At 68.8% G+C, this 21,487-nt stretch carries 19 protein-coding genes and 1 pseudogene; 9 read left to right on the top strand and 11 right to left on the bottom strand.

Features of this window, described 5'->3' with window-relative positions; genetic code table 11:
• Positions 1-43: 43 nt before the first annotated feature.
• The 6 genes from gyrB to dnaA all read right to left on the bottom strand — a co-directional run bounded on the left by gyrB (position 44) and on the right by dnaA (position 9,100).
• The gene (gene gyrB / locus ACZ7MX_RS12690) at positions 44-2,101 is read right to left on the bottom strand and encodes a DNA topoisomerase (ATP-hydrolyzing) subunit B (protein WP_472131556.1); all 2,058 of its coding nucleotides are present in this window, start codon (positions 2,099-2,101) and stop codon (positions 44-46) included.
• Positions 2,102-2,399: 298 nt separating this feature from the next.
• Positions 2,400-2,933 (bottom strand): DciA family protein, encoded by a 534-nt coding sequence (locus ACZ7MX_RS12685; RefSeq protein WP_472131555.1) that lies wholly within the window; start codon positions 2,931-2,933, stop codon positions 2,400-2,402.
• The gene (gene recF, locus ACZ7MX_RS12680) at positions 2,930-4,066 is read right to left on the bottom strand and encodes a DNA replication/repair protein RecF (RefSeq protein WP_472131554.1); all 1,137 of its coding nucleotides are present in this window, start codon (positions 4,064-4,066) and stop codon (positions 2,930-2,932) included. The genes ACZ7MX_RS12685 and recF overlap by 4 nt, the downstream gene beginning before the upstream one ends.
• 52 nt (positions 4,067-4,118) lie before the next feature.
• Entirely contained in the window at positions 4,119-4,997 is an 879-nt protein-coding gene (gene gnd, locus ACZ7MX_RS12675; protein WP_472131553.1) for a phosphogluconate dehydrogenase (NAD(+)-dependent, decarboxylating), read from the bottom strand.
• A 167-nt stretch (positions 4,998-5,164) separates the two neighbouring features.
• Positions 5,165-6,295 carry a DNA polymerase III subunit beta gene (gene dnaN, locus ACZ7MX_RS12670; protein WP_472131552.1) on the bottom strand — a complete coding sequence of 377 codons (1,131 nt, stop codon included), beginning with the start codon at positions 6,293-6,295 and terminating at the stop codon, positions 5,165-5,167.
• A 909-nt stretch (positions 6,296-7,204) separates the two neighbouring features.
• Positions 7,205-9,100: a chromosomal replication initiator protein DnaA gene (dnaA, locus tag ACZ7MX_RS12665; RefSeq protein ID WP_472131551.1), complete on the bottom strand. Its 1,896-nt coding sequence runs from the start codon at positions 9,098-9,100 to the stop codon at positions 7,205-7,207.
• A gap of 376 nt (positions 9,101-9,476) precedes the next feature.
• Here dnaA and rpmH point away from each other — a divergent pair, with 376 nt between their 5' ends.
• The 9 genes and pseudogenes from rpmH to ACZ7MX_RS12620 all read left to right on the top strand — a co-directional run bounded on the left by rpmH (position 9,477) and on the right by ACZ7MX_RS12620 (position 16,358).
• On the top strand, positions 9,477-9,614 hold the full coding sequence (gene rpmH, locus ACZ7MX_RS12660; protein ID WP_003956500.1) for a 50S ribosomal protein L34: 138 nt from the start codon (positions 9,477-9,479) through the stop codon (positions 9,612-9,614).
• 23 nt (positions 9,615-9,637) lie between these two features.
• A pseudogene (gene rnpA, locus ACZ7MX_RS12655) lies at positions 9,638-10,006 on the top strand (ribonuclease P protein component); the annotation flags it as partial.
• 86 nt (positions 10,007-10,092) lie between these two features.
• Positions 10,093-10,410 (top strand): membrane protein insertion efficiency factor YidD, encoded by a 318-nt coding sequence (gene yidD, locus ACZ7MX_RS12650; RefSeq protein ID WP_472131550.1) that lies wholly within the window; start codon positions 10,093-10,095, stop codon positions 10,408-10,410.
• 3 nt (positions 10,411-10,413) lie between these two features.
• Positions 10,414-11,568, top strand: a complete 1,155-nt coding sequence (yidC, locus tag ACZ7MX_RS12645) for a membrane protein insertase YidC (protein ID WP_472131549.1) — start codon at positions 10,414-10,416, stop codon at positions 11,566-11,568.
• Between the two features lie 14 nt (positions 11,569-11,582).
• Positions 11,583-12,089, top strand: coding sequence for a Jag family protein (locus ACZ7MX_RS12640; protein WP_472131548.1), 507 nt, complete (start codon positions 11,583-11,585; stop codon positions 12,087-12,089).
• A gap of 136 nt (positions 12,090-12,225) precedes the next feature.
• Positions 12,226-12,951 (top strand): 16S rRNA (guanine(527)-N(7))-methyltransferase RsmG, encoded by a 726-nt coding sequence (rsmG, locus tag ACZ7MX_RS12635; RefSeq protein ID WP_472131547.1) that lies wholly within the window; start codon positions 12,226-12,228, stop codon positions 12,949-12,951.
• Positions 12,952-13,252: 301 nt separating this feature from the next.
• Complete coding sequence (locus ACZ7MX_RS12630) at positions 13,253-14,323, top strand: AAA family ATPase (RefSeq protein WP_078871841.1); 1,071 nt, start codon at positions 13,253-13,255, stop codon at positions 14,321-14,323.
• Positions 14,320-15,432: a ParB/RepB/Spo0J family partition protein gene (locus tag ACZ7MX_RS12625; RefSeq protein WP_472131546.1), complete on the top strand. Its 1,113-nt coding sequence runs from the start codon at positions 14,320-14,322 to the stop codon at positions 15,430-15,432. Before ACZ7MX_RS12630 ends, ACZ7MX_RS12625 begins: the two co-directional genes overlap by 4 nt.
• A 308-nt stretch (positions 15,433-15,740) precedes the next feature.
• Complete coding sequence (locus ACZ7MX_RS12620) at positions 15,741-16,358, top strand: GNAT family N-acetyltransferase (RefSeq protein ID WP_030412272.1); 618 nt, start codon at positions 15,741-15,743, stop codon at positions 16,356-16,358.
• A 108-nt stretch (positions 16,359-16,466) separates the two neighbouring features.
• Here the strand turns inward: ACZ7MX_RS12620 and trxA are convergent, their stop codons facing one another.
• The 5 genes from trxA to ACZ7MX_RS12595 form a co-directional block, all read right to left on the bottom strand.
• A complete protein-coding gene (gene trxA / locus ACZ7MX_RS12615) occupies positions 16,467-16,793 on the bottom strand; it encodes a thioredoxin (RefSeq protein ID WP_360942433.1) in 327 nt (108 codons plus the stop codon).
• Between the two features lie 46 nt (positions 16,794-16,839).
• On the bottom strand, positions 16,840-17,814 hold the full coding sequence (gene trxB, locus ACZ7MX_RS12610; protein WP_030412270.1) for a thioredoxin-disulfide reductase: 975 nt from the start codon (positions 17,812-17,814) through the stop codon (positions 16,840-16,842).
• A gap of 114 nt (positions 17,815-17,928) precedes the next feature.
• Complete coding sequence (locus ACZ7MX_RS12605; protein WP_472131545.1) at positions 17,929-18,897, bottom strand: anti-sigma factor family protein; 969 nt, start codon at positions 18,895-18,897, stop codon at positions 17,929-17,931.
• Positions 18,894-19,589 carry an RNA polymerase sigma factor SigM gene (sigM, locus tag ACZ7MX_RS12600; protein ID WP_472131544.1) on the bottom strand — a complete coding sequence of 232 codons (696 nt, stop codon included), beginning with the start codon at positions 19,587-19,589 and terminating at the stop codon, positions 18,894-18,896. The genes ACZ7MX_RS12605 and sigM overlap by 4 nt, the downstream gene beginning before the upstream one ends.
• A 125-nt stretch (positions 19,590-19,714) precedes the next feature.
• Positions 19,715-21,427: a protein kinase family protein gene (locus ACZ7MX_RS12595; protein ID WP_472131543.1), complete on the bottom strand. Its 1,713-nt coding sequence runs from the start codon at positions 21,425-21,427 to the stop codon at positions 19,715-19,717.
• Positions 21,428-21,487: the final 60 nt, after the last annotated feature.

The following is a 21,487-nucleotide window of genomic DNA, read 5'->3' as shown; positions in this document are numbered from 1 at the left end:
CAAAGTCCTTTCGAGCTGCGGCTGTTGGAAGGGCCGACAGGGCTCAGATGTCGAGGAAGCGGACGTCCTTGGCGTTGCGCTGGATGAACGAGCGGCGTGCCTCGACGTCCTCGCCCATGAGCACCGAGAACAGGTCGTCGGCGCGGGCCGCGTCGTCCAGCGAGACCTGGCCGAGGACCCGGTGGTCGATGTCCATGGTCGTCACCCGCAGCTCCTCGGCGTTCATCTCGCCGAGACCCTTGAACCGCTGGATCGAGTCCTCGCGGATCCGCTTGCCGTTCTGCTTGCCGAGCTCGACCAGTGCGTCCCGCTCCGCGTCCGAGTAGGCGTACTCGAAGTCGTCCCGTCCCCACTTGATCTTGTACAGCGGCGGGCGGGAGAGGTAGACGTGACCGGCCTCGACCAGCGGGCGCATGAAGCGGAACAGGAAGGTCAGCAGCAGGGTGTTGATGTGCTGGCCGTCGACGTCGGCGTCCGCCATCAAGATGATCTTGTGGTAGCGGAGCTTGCTGATGTCGAAGTCCTCGTGCACGCCCGTGCCGAAGGCCGAGATCAGCGCCTGGACCTCGTTGTTCTGCAGGATCTTGTCGACCCTGGCCTTCTCGACGTTGAGGATCTTTCCTCGGATCGGGAGGATCGCCTGGTACTCCGGGTTACGGCCGGACTTGGCCGAGCCGCCGGCGGAGTCACCCTCGACGATGAAGATCTCGCACTTGGTCGGGTCGTTGGACTGGCAGTCGCTCAGCTTGCCGGGCAGCGACGCCGTCTCCAGCAGGCCCTTGCGGCGGGTCAGATCGCGCGCCTTACGGGCGGCCACGCGGGCGGTCGCCGCCTGGATGCCCTTGCGGATGATGTCCGCGGCCTCGTTGGGGTTGCGGTCCAGCCAGTCGTTGAGGTGCTCGTGGACCACCTTCTGGACGAAGGTCTTGACCTCGGTGTTGCCCAGCTTGGTCTTGGTCTGGCCCTCGAACTGCGGCTCAGCGAGCTTGACCGAGATGATCGCCGTCAGACCCTCGCGGATGTCCTCACCCGTGAGGTTGTCGTCCTTCTCGCGAAGCAGCTTCTTGTCGCGCGCGTAACGGTTGATCAGACCCGTCAGCGCGGCCCGGAAGCCCTCTTCGTGGGTACCGCCCTCATGGGTGTGGATGATGTTCGCGAAGCTGTAGACACCCTCGCTGTACTGGGTGTTCCACTGCATCGCGAGGTCGACGGAGAGGTTCCGCTCCTTGTCCTCGGCCTCCACCGAGACGACCGTCGGGTGGACCAGCTCACCCTTGCGGGAGTTGAGGTACTTCACGAAGTCGACGATGCCGCCCTCGTAGTGGTACCGCACCGAGAGCGGCTTGCCGTCCTCGTCCACGTGGTCCGGACGCTCGTCCTTGAGCGAGATGGTCAGCCCCTTGTTGAGGAACGCCATCTCCTGGAAGCGCCGGGACAGCGTCTCGAAGCTGTAGGTGGTGGTCTCGAAGATCTCGCCGTCGGCCCAGAAGGTGACCGAGGTGCCGGACTCGTCGGTGGCCTCGTGCTGGGCCAGCGGGGCGGTCGGCACACCCTGCTTGTACTCCTGGGTCCAGCGGAAGCCGTCGGTCTTGATCTCCACAGCCAGACGCGTGGAGAGCGCATTCACGACGGAGACACCGACACCGTGCAGACCACCGGAGACCGCGTAGCCGCCGCCGCCGAACTTGCCGCCGGCGTGCAGGACGGTCAGCACGACCTCGACGGCCGGCTTGTTCTCGGACGGCACGATGCCGACGGGGATGCCGCGGCCGTTGTCCACGACCCGCACGCCGCCGTCGGCGAGGATCGTCACGTCGATGGTGTCGGCGTGCCCGGCCAGCGCCTCGTCGACGGAGTTGTCGACGACCTCCTGCACGAGGTGGTGCAGACCGCGCTCACCCGTTGAGCCGATGTACATGCCAGGGCGCTTACGGACCGCGTCCAGGCCTTCGAGGACGGTGATCGCGCTGGCGTCGTACGACTTCGCCTCCGAGGAGTCGCCCATGGCGCCGGCCGGAACCCCCTCCTCTTCAGTAGAAGCCGTGTTGTTCTCGTTGAGGTCGCCGGAGTCGGCCACGAAGCGCCCTTTCTGGCACAGCACAAGCCCCTTCCGCGCCTGTGCGGGTCACCCCTTGAAAACAGGCGGGAGCGGCTGCGTCGTTCGACATGTTCCGCGAGTGGGCGGGATTGCTACCAGTGTACCGGTGGCGCCGACACTCATGGGGGTTTGCAGGCACCTGAGTCGTCATGTGCCGCCCTGAACCGCCGTCCGCCGACTCCCCATATCCGAGACGGGGCCCCAGGACGCTCAAACGGGCACTCAGCGCTTCCGGCTGTCAACCGGCGGCTACCGTGAGCGGAGTCTCACCCGCCGCAGTGGTGCACCGGTGTCCCGCGGCCTATCCGTAGGTGTCGCCGGGGCCCTTGCTGCCGGGCGCGCGCAGCGCTCCGTACCGGCGGGCGGGGCCGCCCGGACCCAGCACCTTGAGCATCTTGACCGTGCCGTGGCCCAGGTCCTCGTTGAGCCGGGCCACCAGCTGCGGGGCCAGCAGGCGCAGCTGGGTCGCCCACGCCGTGGAATCGCACGCCACGGTCAGGACCCGGGCCTCCTCGTCGTAGCGCTGCGGCTCACAGTGCTGCGCCACCTCGGGGCCGACCAGCTGCGGCCAGCGGCCCATCACCCCGCCGACCGCCGCCGGGGTCTCCCAGCCGCGCTCCGTGATCAGCCGGTTGATCGCCGCGCCCAGCGGCAGCGGATCGCGGCCGTCCGCCCGCGCGCCGGAGCGCAGGCCACCGCGCCGGGCCTGCTTCTTCTGCTGCGCGGCCGCGCCCCGCGCCCGCGCCTGCTCCTTCGCGGCCACCAGCGCCTGCCGGGCCAGGTCCACACCGGACAGCGCCGGAGGCTCGGGCCGGTCGGACTGCTGCTCGCTCACGGAGTCACCTTCTCGACCGCGCCGTCGGAGACCGCGTAGCGCGCCCCGACCAGCACCCCGGGCACATCGTCGTCGACCGCCGCGGTCACCAGCACCTGCTCTCCCGGGGCCACCAGCTCCGCCAGCCGCTCCCGGCGCCGCGCGTCCAGCTCGGCGAAGACGTCGTCCAGGACCAGCACCGGCTCATTGCCCTCGGCACGCAGCAGGTCGTACGAGGCCAGCCGCAGCGCCAGCGCGTACGACCAGGACTCGCCGTGGCTGGCGTAGCCCTTGGCCGGCAGCTGGCCGAGCTTCAGCACCAGGTCGTCGCGGTGCGGGCCGACCAGCGTCACGCCGCGCTCGATCTCCTGCTTGCGGGCCTCGCCGAGTGCGGCCACCAGCACGCCGTACAGCTCCTCGCGGGACGTCGCGCCGGCCATCGCCTCGCCCGCCGAGGGGCGGTACTCCAGCGCCAACGGGCCGCCGCCCGGGGCGAGTTGCTCGTACGCCTTGTCGGCAAGCGGATGCAGCGCGGCGATCAGGTCGAGACGCTGCGCCAGCAGCTCGGCGCCGGCCCGGGCCAGATGCTGGTCCCAGACGTCCAGCGTCGACAGGTCCATCTGGCGGCCACCGTGACGGCGGGCCAGCGCGGCGGTCTTGAGCAGGGTGTTGCGCTGCTTGAGGACGCGGTCGTAGTCGGACCGGACCCCGGCCATCCGGGGCGAGCGCGCGGTGATCAGCTCGTCCAGGAACCGCCGGCGCTCGCCGGGGTCGCCCTTGACCAGCGCCAGGTCCTCCGGCGCGAACAGCACCGTCCGCACGATGCCCAGCACATCACGCGGTCTGACCTGCGAGGACCTGTTGATACGGGCGCGATTGGCCTTGCCGGGATTCAGCTCCAGCTCGATCAGCTGCTGCCGCTCGCCCTGGGTGACGGCGGCCCGGACGATCGCCCGCTCGGCGCCCATCCGCACCAGCGGCGCGTCCGAGGAGACCCGGTGGCTGCCGAGCGTGGCCAGATAGCCGATCGCCTCGACGAGATTGGTCTTGCCCTGCCCGTTGGGGCCCACGAACGCCGTGACGCCCGGATCGAGCGGGACCTCGACCCGGGCGTACGAGCGGAAGTCGGCGAGCGACAGATGCGTCACGTGCATGGCGGTGCGCCGACCTCCCCCGGCTGCGTGGTAGTGCCAGTACTGCTGGTGGTTACTTCTTGTTCTCGACCGCGTGGCCACCGAACTGGTTGCGCAGCGCGGCGATCATCTTCATCTGCGGGGAGTCGTCCTGGCGGGACGCGAAGCGGGCGAAGAGCGAGGCCGTGATCGCGGGCAGCGGCACGGCGTTGTCGATGGCGGCTTCCACGGTCCACCGGCCCTCGCCGGAGTCCTGTGCATAACCGCGCAGCTTGTCCAGGTGCTCATCGTCGTCGAGGGCGTTGACGGCCAGGTCGAGCAGCCAGGAGCGGATGACCGTGCCCTCCTGCCAGGAGCGGAAGACCTCGCGCACGTCCGTGACGGAGTCGACCTTCTCCAGCAGCTCCCAGCCCTCGGCGAAGGCCTGCATCATCGCGTACTCGATGCCGTTGTGGACCATCTTCGCGAAGTGGCCGGCGCCGACCTTGCCGGCGTGCACCGCGCCGAACTCGCCCTCCGGCTTGAGGGCGTCGAAGATCGGCTGCACCTTGGCGACGTCGTCCTTCTCGCCGCCGTACATCAGCGCGTAGCCGTTCTCCAGGCCCCAGACGCCGCCCGAGACCCCGCAGTCGACGAAGCCGATGCCCTTGGCCTTCAGCTCCTCGGCGTGCTTCTCGTCGTCGGTCCAGCGGGAGTTGCCGCCGTCCACGACGATGTCACCGGGCGAGAGCAGTTCGGCCAGCTCGTCGATCGTGGACTGGGTGGCGGCGCCGGCTGGCACCATGACCCAGACCACCCGCGGACCCTTCAGCTTGTCCACAAGCTCCTGGAGGCTGTTCACATCCGCCAGGTCCGGGTTGCGGTCGTATCCGACGACGGTGTGGCCGGCGCGGCGGATGCGCTCGCGCATGTTGCCGCCCATCTTGCCGAGACCGACGAGACCGAGCTCCATCAGAGACCCTCTTTGCACGTAGTCGTTGCTGTTCTGACCCGAGTCCGAGCCTACGCCCGCAGGTCCGCGCACACCTGTGGGCTCAACCGCTCATCAGGGCCCGTCAGCCGGACAGCCGCACGGGCATGCTGCGGCCGTCCGAGGGCCGACCCTCGCGCTCCCGGCCGTCAGCCGGACAGCCGCACGGGCATGATCAGGTACTTGTAGGCCTCGTCCGCCTCGGCGTCCTTGGCGGGGCGACCGCTCAGCAGCGCCGGCTTGGTGGACGTCGTGAACGACAGCTGCGCCACGGGGGAGTCGATCGCCGACAGGCCCTCCAGCAGGAAGCCCGGGTTGAACGCGATCGAGATGTCGTCGCCGTCCAGATCGGCGTCGACCCTCTCCACAGCCTGTGCATCGTCGCTGGAGCCGGCCTCCAGGATCAGCACGCCCTGCTCGAAGCTCAGCCGGACCGGGGTGTTGCGCTCGGCCACCAGCGCCACGCGCTTGACGGCCTCGACGAACGGAGCGGTCTCGATCACCGCGACCGAGTTGAACTCGGTCGGGAAGAGCGTGCGGTACTTGGGCAGGTCGCCTTCCAGCAGACGGGTCGTCGTCCGCCGCCCGGCGCCCTCGAAGCCGATCAGGCCCTCGCCCTGGCCGGAGCCGGAGAGCGCGATCGTGACCGTGTCGCCGCTGCTCAGGGACTTGGCGGTGTCCAGCAGCGTCTTGGCCGGGACCAGCGCGACCGCGGAGGCGTCCGGGCTCTCCGGCTTCCACAGGAACTCGCGGACCGCGAAGCGGTAGCGGTCGGTGGAGGCCAGGGTGACCGTGTCGCCCTCGATCTCGATGCGGACGCCGGTGAGCACCGGGAGGGTGTCGTCACGGCCGGCCGCGATGGCCACCTGGGCGGCGGCCGCGGCGAAGACCTCGCCGGGGACCGTGCCGGTGGCGGTGGGCATCGCCGGCAGGGACGGGTACTCCTCCACAGGAAGCGTGTGGAGGGTGAACCGCGAGGAGCCGCAGACGACGGTCACCCGTACACCGTCGGTGGAAATCTCCACCGGGCGGTTGGGGAGGGCGCGGCAGATGTCGGCGAGCAGCCGGCCGGAGACGAGGACCGTGCCCTCCTCCTCGACCTCGGCCTCCACCGAGACGCGCGCCGAGACTTCGTAGTCGAAGCCGGAGAGGCTCAGTGCGCCGTCCTCGGCCTTCAGCAGCAGGCCCGCGAGGACGGGCACCGGCGGACGGGCCGGGAGGCTCTTGGCCGCCCAGGCCACTGCCTCCGCGAGTACATCGCGCTCCACCCGGATCTTCACCGGAAACCGCCTCCTGCTGTTGCTGGCTTACGCCCTGCTGGCCTTCGTCGTCGGCTCAGTTGCCGGAGACCAGTCTGACGCACGCCACCGACAGTCGGTGCGGCTCGGGGTCAAGTCGACTCGGGCGACGTCGGACGCCGGGCCGCCGAGTTGTGCACAGGCCCCGTTTCCGAACGAGTTCCCCGGTAGATATCCGTGGTCGTAGTAGTAGGCCCTGTGGAAACCGTGGACAACTGCGTCTACGCAGGTCAGCGTCGGTTTTTTGTCCACCGCGGCTGTGGGCGGGGGCCGTGGATAAACGGCCCGTGCTGTGGACCACGGAAAGTTCTGCACACCCGATGCACAGGAGGCGGGCAGTTCTCCCCAGTGCCATCCCCAGCTTTACCCACGTTCCCCACAGCCCAACCCATCACCTTGATGTGACGGCTTTCACTCAGCCCGGTGAGAGGGGGTGTTGTGTTGCCGAACAGTGGACAGGGGTGTGGAGAAGCTGGGGATTGCTGGGGACAACGGCGGCTCACCTGTGGGCGGGCGGTGGACAAGAGATCCACCTCGCTGTGGACGAAATCTTTGTCCACAGCCTGTGGAGACCGGTTGGCCACAAATCCACACCCGGCTGACCTCCTACGATCTTCCTTCGGAGACCCAGGCTGTGGATCCCACAGGGATAACTTTCCTCTCCCCAGGGTGTGGACGGAAGATTCTTGCCCAATCTGTGGAGAGAGGCCGTGACCAGGCACGGAATCGAACACGGGAGACGGCTCTCCACAGCTCCGGGACGACGGCGCAGTGCGTGGTACACCGCGTCGGCCGCCGCGCCGGGCGGCCCCAGAACGGCGAAGGGCGCCCGGGAGCGGGTCCCGGGCGCCCTGTGCGCGGTCGGTCCGAGGCGGCGCGGCGGCCGCGTCCTCAGCCGTTCTTGATGCGGTTGGTCAGCTCGGTGACCTGGTTGTAGATCGACCGCCGCTCGGCCATCAGCGCGCGGATCTTGCGGTCGGCGTGCATCACGGTCGTATGATCCCGGCCGCCGAACTGCGCGCCGATCTTCGGCAGCGACAGGTCCGTCAGCTCGCGGCACAGATACATGGCGATCTGCCGGGCGGTGACCAGCACCCGGCTGCGGGACGAGCCGCAGAGATCGTCGATGGTCAGGCCGAAGTAGTCGGCGGTCGAGGCCATGATCGCGGTGGCGGTGATCTCCGGAGCGGCGTCCTCACCACCGGGGATCAGGTCCTTCAGCACGATCTCGGTGAGCCCCAGGTCCACCGGCTGCCGATTGAGCGACGCGAACGCGGTGACCCGGATCAGGGCGCCCTCCAGCTCGCGGATGTTGCGCGAGATCCGGGACGCGATGAACTCCAGCACCTCCGGCGGGGCGTTCAGCTGCTCCTGCACCGCCTTCTTACGGAGGATCGCGATCCGGGTCTCCAGCTCGGGCGGCTGGACGTCGGTGATCAGGCCCCACTCGAAGCGGTTGCGCAGCCGGTCCTCCAGGGTGACCAGCTGCTTGGGCGGCCGGTCACTGGAGAGCACGATCTGCTTGTTGGCGTTGTGCAGCGTGTTGAAGGTGTGGAAGAACTCCTCCTGCGTCGACTCCTTGCTCGCCAGGAACTGGATGTCGTCGACCAACAGGATGTCCATGTCGCGGTAGCGCTTGCGGAACGCGTCCGCCTTGCCGTCGCGGATGGAGTTGATGAACTCGTTGGTGAACTCCTCCGAGCTCACGTACCGCACGCGGGTGCCGGGGTAGAGGCTGCGCGCGTAGTGCCCGATCGCGTGCAGCAGGTGGGTCTTGCCCAGACCCGACTCCCCGTAGATGAACAGCGGGTTGTACGCCTTGGCCGGTGCTTCGGCGACGGCGACCGCGGCGGCGTGCGCGAAGCGGTTGGAGGCACCGATGACGAAGGTGTCGAAGAGGTACTTCGGGTTCAGCCGGGCGGTCGGCTCACCCGGGCCGGTGGCCGGCGCGGGCTGCGCGGCGAGCGGGCCCGGGGCGCCGCTGGGCGCCGGCAGCGCACCGGGACCGGAGCGGCCGTTGTGGCCACCGGGCTGGTGCTCGGGAAGGTCGCGGCGCTGCGCGTCGTACGGGGAGCGCGCACCGTCGGAGTGCTGCGGGGGGAGGCCGCGGTCCTGGCCGCGGTAGTCGGGCTGCGCCTGCTGGTGCTGCGGTACGTGGGGCGCCGACGGGTACGGCTCGCGCCACTGCTCCGCGGACGTCTCGCGCTCGGGGAAGCCGCCGAGGTGCTGCTGCTGCCAGCCGTAGTCCTCGCGCGGGCCGGGGCCGCCGGGGGCGAGGTGCTGGGGCCAGGCGCCGGGTTCGTGCCGCGGCTGCTGGTAGTCCGGGTAGGCGGGGCGGACGCCGGGCAGGTCGTCGCCCTGGTGCCCGTACCCCTGCCGGCTGTCGTGCCGGCTGTCGTGCCGGGGCTCGTAGTCGTACGCCTCGTGCTGCTGCGGCGCCGGGTGCTGCTGGTGGTGCGGCTGCTGCTGGGGCGACTGGTGCTGTACGGGCGCGGAGGGCGCCGGCGGCTCGTCGGAGGAGTCGTCGACGGTGATCGCGATCCGGATCGGGCGGCCGCACTCATGGCTGAGGGCCTCCCCGATCAGCGGCGCCAGCCGGCCTTCGAGCACGCCCTTGGCGAATTCGTTGGGCACGGCGAGCAGCGCGGTGTCGGCCACCAGCGCCAGCGGCTGGGTCCGCTTGAGCCAGTCCTGGTCCTTCGGCTTGAGGCCGTCGGCCTCCGCACGGAGGAGATGATCGAGCACGCGCGGCCACACTGCGGCAAGATCGGCAGGTACATCAGCCACAGGGCACGCTCTCTCACAGTCCCACGAATGTGTGATTCTCAGGACGGGCGGGAAGGAATCGGAGTTCAGCCACGGTAGTCAGGGCGGGCCTGGGGATTCAAGTTGTTGTCCACAGGCTGTGCATAGTGTGTCCTGACGACGGACCGCGCGAGCTCACATGGAGCCGGTTTGACCGGATGGCGTAGCCGCGCGTACCGTGACCAGGTCGAGTTGTCGATGGCTGCTGCCGCCTGCCTCCGATGGGCAAAGATCGCGCTCTGGTGATCGTGTAGCGGTGCACTTAGGCGTTGCGAGCTACTCGTGGGCGCACGGTGACAGCCAACGACGCCCCACATCTGTCTCTCCTTGAGACAACAAGCATTCCTGGAGCCCCCGAGTGAGCAAGCGCACCTTCCAGCCGAACAACCGCCGCCGCGCGAAGACCCACGGCTTCCGTCTGCGCATGCGGACGCGTGCCGGCCGCGCGATTCTCGCGTCGCGCCGCAGCAAGGGTCGCGCCCGCCTGTCGGCCTGAGCAGCCCGACCTAGGTCCATGACGTGCTGCCTACCGAAAATCGGCTGAGGCGGCGCGAGGACTTCGCGACCGCGGTACGCCGGGGGCGCAGGGCCGGGCGCCCGCTCCTTGTCGTGCATTGTCGTAGCGGTTCAACGGACCCGCACGTGTCGGGGGAATGTGTTCCCCCGACACGTGCGGGTTTCGTCGTGAGCAAGGCCGTTGGCATCGCGGTCGTCCGCAACAAGGTCAAGCGACGGCTTCGCCATCTCCTGCGTGACCGGCTGGACCGGCTTCCCGCCGGTAGCCTGGTTGTCGTACGGGCCCTGCCCGGCGCGGGCACTGCGGACCACGACGAACTGGCCCGCGACCTGGACGCCGCCCTGGAGCGGCTGCTGGGAGGGGCGCCGAGAGGCTCCAACCCCACGGGGGCCGCGACCGACAGCGGTCGCACCGCGGACCCCCGGAACCCCGGCCGGGGCCCGGGAGGGAGCGCACAGTGAAGTACCCGCTGCTGCTTTTGATCAAGGTCTATCAGTGGACCATCAGCCCCCTGCTGGGGCCGGTCTGCAAGTACTACCCGTCGTGCTCGCACTATGGCTACACGGCCATCGACCGGCACGGCGCGGTGAAAGGGACTGCGCTGACAGCCTGGCGCATTCTGCGCTGCAACCCGTGGTCGCTCGGTGGCGTCGACCACGTCCCTCCCCGGAAGCGTCCGGTCTGGCACCAGCGGCTGAGGAGCCGTCTGGGCGGGACTGCCGTCCATGAACCCGCCGCCCAGCCCGAGACTCAGCCCAACGCCCAAGGAGCCTGATTCGTGGACACGATCCTGAATCCTCTCTATTACGCCGTTTCCTGGATCATCGTCCAGTTCCACTCGTTCTACAGCCTGATCTTTAATCCGAACAGTGGCGCGGCGTGGGGTCTGTCCATCGTCTCGCTGGTGGTGCTGATCCGTATCTGCCTGATCCCGCTCTTCGTGAAGCAGATCAAGTCGACGCGGAACATGCAGGCGCTCCAGCCGAAGATGAAGGCGATCCAGGAGCGCTACAAGAGCGACAAGCAGCGCCAGTCCGAAGAGATGATGAAGCTCTACAAGGAGACGGGCACCAACCCGCTCTCGAGCTGTCTCCCGATTCTGGCCCAGTCGCCGTTCTTCATCTCGCTGTACCAGGTCCTCAGCCACATCGCGAACGGCAAGACGGTCGGCTTCATCGACGCGACGCTGTTGCAGAGCGCGCAGAAGGCACACATCTTCGGTGCCCCGCTGGCGGCGAAGTTCATGGACAGCGCGGCGAAGATCGAGAGCCTCGGTGCCTCGGTCACCAACGTCCGCGTGGTCACGATCATCATGATCGTCCTGATGTCGGCGTCGCAGTTCTACACGCAGCGCCAGCTGATGACCAAGAACGTCGACCTCACGGTGAAGACGCCGTTCATGCAGCAGCAGAAGATGCTGATGTACGTCTTCCCGATCATGTTCGCCGTCTTCGGCATCAACTTCCCCGTCGGTGTCCTCGTCTACTGGCTGACCACCAACGTGTGGACCATGGGCCAGCAGATGTTCGTCATCCGTCGTAACCCGACCCCCGGCAGCAAGGCGTTCGCCGAGCGCCAGGAGCGGCTGCGGGCCCAGGGCAAGCTGGTCGAGAGCCCGGCCGAGGTCGCGGCGAAGAAGGCCGTCGAGGAAGCGCGCCAGAACCGTCAGCAGCCCAAGCGCCAGACGAAGGCCAAGCGGCAGACCGGCGCTGCGCCGGCCGGTGGTGCCCAGAACCGTACGCGGGCCGGCTCGGCATCGAGTGATACGGCGAACGGCTCGGCGGACTCCGGCCGGGGCGGAGCGAAGAAGCAGTCGCTGGAGAAGAAGGCCGCGCAGGACGGCACCGCGCAGAGCGGCTCGTCCGGGTCCCGCTCCGCGAAGTCCGGCCAGCGCAAGGGCCAGCAGCGCCCCAAGCACCCGTCGAAGAAGTAAGAAGGAGTCCTTTCGTGACGGACACGACCCCTGCCGCCGAGGGCACCGACACCCTGACCCGCCTGGAGCAGGAAGGCGAGATCGCGGCCGACTACCTCGAGGGTCTGCTGGACATCGCCGACCTCGACGGTGACATCGACATGGACGTCGAGGCCGACCGCGCCGCGGTGTCGATCATCAGCGACTCGACCAGCCGCGACCTGCAGAAGCTGGTGGGCCGCGACGGTGAGGTGCTGGAGGCGCTGCAGGAACTGACCCGGCTGGCCGTGCACCGGGAGACCGGTGACCGCAGCCGTCTGATGCTGGACATCGCCGGCTTCCGGGCGCGTAAGCGCGAGCAGCTCACGGCGATCGGTACGAAGGCGGTCGAGGAGGCCCGCGGTACCGGTGAGCCGGTGAAGCTGGACCCGATGACGCCGTTCGAGCGCAAGGTTGTGCATGACGCGGTGGCGGCCGCCGGCCTGCGCAGTGAGTCCGAGGGCGAGGAGCCGCAGCGCCGAGTGGTTGTCCTCCCGGCCTGACCGCTCAGCGCATCCATTTTTTCTTTGGCCCCGTCTGCTCGCAGGCGGGGCCAAAAGTTGTCAGCGTTCTGTGTTATTCCGGGTGCGTGACCCGGGTTCCCGGCAGGAAAAGCAGTCCAGAGGAAGGGCGGTTCCCGTGACGGAGGCAGCAGCGGAGCTCCCTCCTGCGCCGAAGGCGGCACAGGAGGTATTCGGTGAGCGCTTTCCGGAGGCCGTGCGGTACGGCGAACTGCTCGCCGACGCGGGGGTGACGCGAGGGCTGATCGGGCCGCGCGAGGTGCCGCGGCTGTGGGAGCGGCATCTACTGAACTGCGCGGTGCTCTCCGAGGTCGTGCCCGAGGGCGTCTCGGTCTGTGACGTGGGCTCGGGGGCCGGGCTGCCCGGCATCCCGCTGGCTCTGGTGCGGCCGGATCTGAAGATCACGCTGCTGGAGCCGCTGCTGCGGCGGACGAATTTCCTTCAGGAAGTCGTCGAGCTGCTCGGCCTCGACCATGTGACGGTCGTGCGGGGACGGGCCGAAGAGGTCATGGGCAAGCTCCCCCAGGTGCATGTGGTGACCGCGCGTGCGGTGGCTCCGCTGGACCGGTTGGCCGGGTGGGGCGTTCCGCTGCTGCGTCCGTACGGCGCGATGCTGGCGCTCAAGGGCGATGCCGCGGAGGAGGAGCTCAAGGGTGCCCGGGCCGCGCTGAGCAAGCTCGGTGTGGTCGACACCTCGGTGGTGCAGGTCGGTGAGGGCATCGTGGATCCGCCGACGACGGTGGTGCGGGTCGAGGTGGGCGAGAGCCCTGGTGGCGTGCGCTTCGCGGCGAAGCGGGCGAAGGCGGCGCGGGCCAGCCGTTCGACTGGGGGGCGCCGGCGCTGAGGCATAGCCGGAGCCGTGGAGACCGGCAGTGGGGGAGGGAATCCCGTTCCGCGAAATAGGCGATGCGGTATTTCCGTAAACCCCATCAAAACGGCACAAGACGGAGTGTCGCGTCTTATTCGGACGCGACGCTGGCATCGTGTTTCACGTGAAACGTCGCTCTCTGCTGCAAGGGATCATCGGCCGTGGTCGTGCGGCTGCCGCGCCGCGCGACCGTAGACCCACACGGGTAACGGAAGTATCCACAGACGTGGGTTTGTCCACAGGAGAACGGACCTCACTGGTTCACGACGCCGAAAGCATGGCAGGCTCTGACCATTGCGAGCCTGATGTCGAGGAGAGTGAATCCTTGCGGTCCGACGCCAACATCGCGGGACCGATGACCGATCCGGTCCCCGGTCCCCGTAGCGAGTCGTTCGGGGACGACGTTTCACGTGAAACGCCGCCCCCGATGGACGACACCCCGATCGGTCGTGCAGCTCAGCTGGCGGTAGAGGCACTCGGCCGCGCGGGCGAGGGGCTTCCCCGGCCCGAACAGACCCGGGTCATGGTGGTTGCCAACCAGAAGGGCGGGGTCGGTAAGACCACGACCACAGTGAACCTGGCGGCCTCCCTGGCCCTGCACGGGGCGCGGGTTCTGGTCATCGACCTCGATCCCCAGGGCAATGCGTCGACGGCGCTGGGGATCGACCATCACGCCGAAGTGCCGTCCATCTATGACGTGCTGGTGGACAGCAAGCCACTCTCCGATGTGGTGCAGCCGGTCGTGGATGTGGAGGGGCTGTTCTGTGCGCCCGCCACGATCGATCTTGCCGGCGCCGAAATCGAACTGGTCTCGCTGGTGGCCCGGGAAAGCCGTCTGGACCGAGCCATCAAGGCGTATGAGCAGCCGCTGGACTACATCTTCATCGACTGCCCGCCCTCGCTCGGCCTGCTGACGGTCAATGCGTTGGTCGCGGGGGCCGAGGTGCTGATCCCGATTCAGTGCGAGTACTACGCACTGGAGGGGCTGGGACAGCTGCTGCGGAACGTCGACCTGGTGCGGGGCCATCTCAACCCGCAGCTCCATGTCTCGACGATTCTGCTGACCATGTACGACGGACGCACCCGGCTGGCCTCTCAGGTCGCCGACGAGGTCCGTAACCACTTCGGCCACGAGGTGCTCCGTACCAGCATCCCCCGCTCCGTGCGGATCTCCGAGGCCCCCAGCTATGGGCAGACAGTGCTCACCTATGATCCCGGATCCAGTGGTTCGCTTTCGTATCTCGAAGCGGCTCGAGAGATCGCGCTGCGTGGGGCCCCGCAGACCGGGGGCCAGGGCCTCAGCGTCACCTATGAAGGACAGCACAGCATCTCGGAGGGGACTCAGTGAGCGAACGACGTAGAGGCCTGGGCCGTGGGCTCGGGGCGCTGATCCCCGCGGCACCGCAGAGCACGGACCATGCCGGGCCCGCGGTGGGGCAGGGAGCGACATCACCCACGTCCGTACCGGTCCTGACGCCGGAGCGAGGGGTGGCCGCCGCCAAGGTGACCTCGCTGCCGACGCACGGTGTTTCACGTGAAACGGAAGCACCGGCAGCGGTGGAGCCGCCGGCGGACGGCGTATCGGAAGTGGCGGGTGCGCACTTCGCCGAGGTGCCGCTCGATGCCATCACCCCGAACCCGCGCCAGCCGAGGGAGGTCTTCGACGAGGACGCCCTCGCCGAACTGATCACCTCTATCAAGGAAGTGGGCCTGCTCCAGCCGGTGGTGGTCCGTCAGGCCGAGCCCGGACGGTACGAGCTCATCATGGGGGAGCGCCGCTGGCGGGCCTGCCGTGCGGCGGGGCTGGAAAAGATTCCGGCGATCGTACGAGCCACGGAGGACGAGAAGCTCCTTCTCGACGCGCTGCTGGAGAACCTGCACCGAGCCCAGCTCAACCCGCTGGAAGAGGCAGCCGCCTATGACCAGCTGCTCAAGGACTTCCAGTGCACGCATGACGAGCTGGCCGACCGGATCGGCCGCTCGCGTCCGCAGGTTTCCAACACGCTGCGCCTGCTGAAGCTCTCCCCGTCCGTGCAGAAGCGGCTGGCCGCAGGGGTGCTCTCGGCGGGACATGCCCGGGCGCTGCTCTCCGTGGAGGACTCGGAGGAGCAGGACCATCTTGCGCGCCGCATCGTCGCCGAGGGGCTGTCCGTGCGTTCGGTCGAGGAGATCGTGACGCTCATGGGGTCGACCCCCACGGGCCCGAGCAAGGCGAAGGGGCCCCGCGCGGGTACGCGGGTCTCCCCCGCGCTCACCGGGCTCGCCTCCCGGCTTTCCGACCGCTTCGAAACCCGGGTGAAGGTCGACCTGGGCCAGAAGAAGGGAAAGATCGTCGTTGAGTTCGCTTCGATGGACGATCTGGAGCGCATCCTCGGTACCCTCGCCCCGGGCGAAGGTCCCGTCCTGGGCCAGTCGCTGGCCGAGGAGAACGATGAGGAGACCAGCGACAAGCAGTGAGCTGACGCCTACGGCTCCAGGGCGGGCCGTGTTCCGGAGTTCATACCGGAACACGGTCCGCCCTTTGCTCTCTCGCGCTACCCGTGCCCGTAAAGGGTCGATACGATGCGATCGGGTATGGCACGCATCCACGTGGAGACGCCTCACATCGAGGAGAGGGCCATGCGATCGGTGAGCCGCACCGGACTGCTGGCAGCGGGCTTCGGCCTGGCAGCCGTCGGAGGGTTCGTTGGTGGTCTGCTCAGGGAGCCGGCCGTGCTGACGGCACTGCGGGGTGCGGCAGGCGAGAGAAGTGAGGACCTGGTTCCATGGGCCGTCGGCTCGTACCGCTCACGCTGGACAACCTTCCGGATCTCCCCAAGCGCTGCCGCTCCTGTGTCTTCTGGGAGCTCGACCCCGTCAGCGGCGAGGCCGCGGTAAAGGCGGGACGTCCCGAGCTGGAGAAGGAAGCCTGGATCTCGGCGGTCCTGCTGGAGTGGGGATCCTGCGGGCGGGTCGTCTATGTCGATGAGGTGCCGGTGGGGTTCGTGATGTACGCCCCGCCGGCCTATGTGCCGCGCTCGACCGCCTTCCCGACCAGTCCCGTATCGCCGGACGCCGTGCAGCTGCTCACCGCATGGCTGACGCCCGGATACCAGGGTCAGGGGCTGGGGCGGGTCATGGTCCAGACGGTCGCCAAGGACCTCACTCAGCGAGGATTCAAGGCGATCGAGGCGTTCGGAGACGCCCGCTGGACCGAGCCGGCCTGTGTGCTCCCCGCCAACCACCTCCTCGCGGTGGGCTTCAAGACCGTACGCCCCCATCCCCGCTTTCCGCGGCTGCGCCTTGAGCTGAGGACCACGATCTCGTGGAAGGAAGATGTGGAGATGGCGCTTGACCGTTTGCTGGGCGCCGTCCAGAAGGAGCCTGCCCTGCGGCCGTTGTAGCGCACGATGTTTCACGTGCAACCGAGCTCTGTTTCACGTGAAACGGAGAACGGGCCCGTCCTCGGTGAGGAACGGGCCCGTTTCACGTGAAACAGACGAGGAGGTGACTCAGGCGAGGAAGTCCGCCAGGTCGCGCTCAATCGCGGCCTTCGGCTTGGCGCCGACGATGGTCTTCACGACCTCGCCGTCCTTGTAGACGTTCATCGTCGGGATCGACATGACGCCGTACTTGGCAGTGGTCGCCGGGTTCTCGTCGGTGTTCAGCTTGGCGATGACGATCTCGTCGTGCTCCGCGGCAATGGCCTCCAGGGACGGGGCGACCTGGCGGCACGGGCCGCACCAGGTGGCCCAGAAGTCCACGAGGACGGGCTTGTCGCTCTTGAGGACGACCTCTTCGAAGTTGGCGTCCGTGACGGTCACCGTGGCGCCGGCCATGGCAATCTCCTTATGGGGTGGGTGATGGGAAAGCTGGAGCCGCGGGTCAGGCGGCGGGGGTCTTCTCGGGCTCGGGGGTCGACTCCCCGTCCGCCAGCGCCGCGAGATACCGCTCGGCGTCGAGGGCGGCGGAGCAGCCCGTGCCGGCGGCGGTGATCGCCTGGCGGTAGGTGTGGTCGACCACGTCGCCGGCCGCGAAGACGCCCGTCAGGTTGGTGCGGGTGCTGGGTGCGTCGACCTTGAGGTAGCCCTCGTCGTCGAGGTTCAGCTGGCCCTTGAAGAGCTCGGTGCGCGGGTCGTGGCCGATCGCGATGAAGAGACCGGTGACGGGGAGCTCCGAGGTCTCGCCGCTCTTGAGGTTGCGCAGGGTCAGGCCGGAGAGCTTGCTCTCGCCGTGGATCTCGGCGACCTCGCTGTCCCAGACGAACTTGATCTTCGGGTCGGCGAAGGCGCGCTCCTGCATCGCCTTGCTGGCCCGAAGGGTGTCGCGGCGGTGGACGACCGTGACCGACTTGGCGAACCGCGAGAGGAAGGTGGCCTCCTCCATCGCGGTGTCGCCGCCACCGATGACGGCGATGTCCTGGTCCTTGAAGAAGAACCCGTCGCAGGTGGCGCACCAGGACACGCCACGACCGGAGAGCTCGTCCTCACGGGGCAGACCGAGCTTGCGGTGCTGCGAGCCGGTGCTGACGATGACCGCCTTCGCACGGTGCACATTGCCGGCGGTGTCGGTGACCGTCTTGATGTCCTCGCTGAGGTCGACCGAGACGATGTCGTCGGGCACCAGCTCGGCGCCGAAGCGCTCGGCCTGGGCGCGCATGTTGTCCATGAGGTCCGGCCCCATGATGCCGTCGCGGAAACCGGGGAAGTTCTCCACGTCGGTGGTGTTCATCAGCGCGCCTCCGGCGGTGACGGCACCTTCGAAGACCAGCGGCTTCAGGGACGCGCGGGCGGTGTAGAGCGCTGCGGTGTAGCCCGCGGGCCCGGAGCCGATGATGATCACGTTGCGGACGTCGCTCACGGGTGTCTTCCTTGTCTCTGCCGACTGCTTGCTGGGGCTCTCGGAACTCTCACCCCACCCAACGGATCCTACGGGGCGTGCATTCCCGGAGTGTCACAGCGCACTACTCGTCGTTCAATCTCGCGGGTACGAGTGCGCCAGCAGGACCTTTCCGGGCGCCGGCGGCGTGGCGGAGACACAGGAGGACGAGACCACGTACGCCGAGACGCGTTTGGCGTCCGCCGGGTCCGGCAGCACGACCAGAAAGGCGTCCTTGCCCTGGTAGCGGGTGTGGCTGGAGGCGAGCGGGGCCTCCGGGCGGCCGATGCCCTGGCGGACGCAGGATGGAACGGTGTCGGCGCTGCCCCGCAGCGGGGTCTCGGGAGAGCTGCGGGCACCGATGCCCGGCGACTTGTGCGAGCCCTTGGTTGCCAGCAGGGCGTGAACATGGGAACCGAGATTGGTGGCGGTCAGGCCGGCCGCACCGCCCGACCCCTTCTCGTGGGTCGCCGTGGTCCGGCTGGGCCCGGCCTGCGTACCGTCCATGGCGGCGTTCTGCAGGAGCAGTCCGCCGACACTGAGGACGGCCGCGGCCGCTGTGGTGCCGAGCAGCACCCGCGGCCAGCGACGTGCGCGGGAGGCCCGGCCGCCGCGTGTGTGTCGACCCGGTCCGGAGGAACCAGTGGGACGCCCGGCGGGGCGGGTGATCGGCGTGCTGCGGACCTCGGGCTCGGTTTCACGTGAAACAGAAGCGGGGCGGGCGGTCGTTTCACGGGTCGTCGTGGCACGAGCCGCCGTTTCACGGGGCGCTGTTTCACGTGAAACCTGCGTCGCGGAGCCCGGAACGGTGGCGTTGAGAAGTGCCTCGGCCGCGAGGGCGGCGTCGATGCGCCCTGCCACCTCAGTCGGCATGCGCGTCGGGCCCGGGAGCCTGCCGAGCATCCGGCGGATCTCCTCCAAGGAGGCGTAGACGTCCTCGCACAGCGCGCAGCCGGCAAGGTGGGCGCGCAGATCCGCGCTGCGCGAGGGGGAGAGCAGCCCGTCCGTGAGGTCGGAGATCTCGGAAACCTCCGGGTGCTCACCCGTGCCGGTTGTCGACGTCACGCTCGCCCACCTCCGCCCTTCACGGCACCTGTGTCCTTCGTTCCTGCCGTCGGTGGGACGGATGTCCCCTGCGCCCGGTTCCTTCCCCCGCTCACCGGGTTGCTACCCCCGCCGTCAGCCCGCAGATGGGTGACCAAGGGGAGGAGGCGGGCACGGCCGCGTGCGCAGCGGCTCTTCACCGTTCCGGTCGGGATGTCGAGGATCTCGGCTGCCTCGGCGACGGGGTAGCCCTGCATGTCGACGAGGACCAGGGCGGCGCGCTGTTCCTCGGGGAGGGTGCGCAGGGCGCGGAGCAGCTCGCGGTGCAGGTCCTGGCGTTCGGCGGGGATCGCGGCGGACTCCTCGGGTTCGAGGAGCTGCTCCAGCCGCTCGGTGTCGGCAACCGGCGAGGTGCGTCGGGAGGCGGCCTTGCGGGCCCGGTCCAGGCAGGCGTTGACCGTGATGCGGTGCAGCCAGGTCGTCACTGCGGACTGCCCTCGGAAGGTGTGGGCCGCGCGGTAGGCGGAGACCAGGGCGTCCTGTACGGCGTCCGCCGCTTCCTCACGATCACCGAGAGTGCGGAGCGCCACCGCCCAGAGCCGGTCGCGATGGCGTCGGACGATCTCCCCGAACGCATCGGGGTCGCCCTTCACATGCAGCGCAAGGAGATCGGCGTCGGTTGGTGTCGAAGCCTTGTCGCTGTCGGTGGACACGGGCCCCCCGGCCGTAGCTGCCTGATCTCGGTCCCATTGAAGCCCGCCGGGTGGGGAAAGTAAATGTGCCCAGGGGCGTTGATCAGCGGGCGAGCGCCCTGTTTCGGCCGCTCGCCCGCTGTTGCTCAGCCCGTCACCTTGATCTCGGAGATCCCGCCGCGGAACCAGTCCGAGACGCCGTCGCTCGGCAGCTCGGTGATGTGTACCAGCACGTAGCGTGCCTTGACGGCCTTGTCCAGCTTCACCGTCAGCTTCTCACCGGCCTTCGCCGGCTTGGAGAGCCGCTGCGAGAAGTCGCTGAGCGCCGCCGGGTTCGACGCGGACGCTGCCGCTGCCAGAACCTCCACCGTCTGGCCCGGCCGGTACATGCTGACCTCTACGCCGGAGACGTCCTTGGCGCTTCCGAGGTCTATGACGATGCCGCTGCCGTCCTTGCGGGCCGGCAGGTTCCCGAAATTGGGCCAGCCCTGGAAACGGCCGGTCACCCACGCGGTCGAGGGCTTGCCGTCCGTCGTGTTCGACGCCTCGTTTCCGGAGAACGCAGATGCCAGCGGAGAGAACTCCGTGGCACTTTGGATCGCCAGGGGAACCGAAGGCTTCTTCTTCTTGCTTCCGCCCTGCGCCTGCGAGTTCCCCGGATCTTCCTGGTCCTTCTCGCGCTTCAGCAGGGTGTCCGCGAGCTGCCAGCTGCCCAGGCCCAGCGCCGCGATGAGCAGCGCGGAGACGGACCACTTCAGGGCCCGGCCGGTACGGCTCTGGAGCGGGGGCGGCGGCGTGGGGATCGCTTGGGTCGGTCGGCCGGGCTGGGCGTTGTGGGAGGCCGTCTGCCGGTAGCTGCCCTGCTGGTAGCCCGTGCGCTGGTACGGCGGGGGCGTGGTGAACGCGGTCTCCGGGGGCCGGATGCGGGGCATCGCCGCGACCGCCTTGGCCAGCTCCTCGGGCGTGGTGCACGGCTGTTCCTGGCGGGAGGCCGTGGCGCCGTCGTTGATCAGCGCGCGCATGGCGAGCTCGGAGAGGCCCCGGTGGACACCGGCGCGCACCTGGTCGGGCGCGATCAGCCCGACGCCCTTCGGCAGCCCGGTCAGGCCGTGCGCGTCGTTCTCGTACGGCCAGCGCTGGGTGAGCGCGGCGTACAGCAGTGCCCCGATCGCCTCGGTGTCCGTGCGCTGCGGGTGCTCGCAGGTGATGCCGCGGAGCGCGGCCATGACGGCCAGGCCGCGGATGCGGTACTGCCCGGATTCCGTTCGCAGCACCGAGCTGGGGGTGATGCGGAGGTGGGCCAGGCCCTCGCGGTGTGCGGCGGCCATGGCCTGGGAGACCTGGCTGACGAGCTGGTACGCCTCGTGCGGCTCCAGGGGGCCGTTGGCGAGGTGGGTGGCCAGCTCGGTGGCGTCCGGAAGCCATTCATGGACGACGTAGACGAGGTCGTTCTCCTCTACGGCGTCCAGGACCTGGACGAATCGGGGGTCGCCGAGCAGCGCCGAGGAACGGGCCGCGGAGAGCACCGGCCGGGCCCTCGGATGGTCGGCGGGCAGGATGTGTACGCCGACGGCGCGGCGCAGCTTTTCGTCGACCGCACGCCAGCTGCTGAATCCGTCCAGACGGGTGACGCACTCTTCGAGGCGGTAGCGTCTGGCGAGCTTGTGGCCGCTGTGCAGCTCCGGTGGCTGGGCCTCGTCCGCCGCACGCGTCTCGTCGGTACGTGCGACGTCCTTGTCCCTGCCGGATACCTTCTCGGCCTTAGCACCGTCGTCCGTGGCCTTGCCCGCCTTGGCGGTCAGCGGCTCTTCGCCGCTCGTGTCGGCCACGTCGACGGCAGCCGTGCTCCGTTCCGCCACCGTCGTTCCTGCCTCCCCATCCGTTGCAGGCTCAATGAGCCAAGACAATTGTGCCCACAG

Source organism: Streptomyces sp. NPDC107765, assembly GCF_055657085.1.
This window is presented reverse-complemented; position numbering and strand designations above follow the sequence as displayed.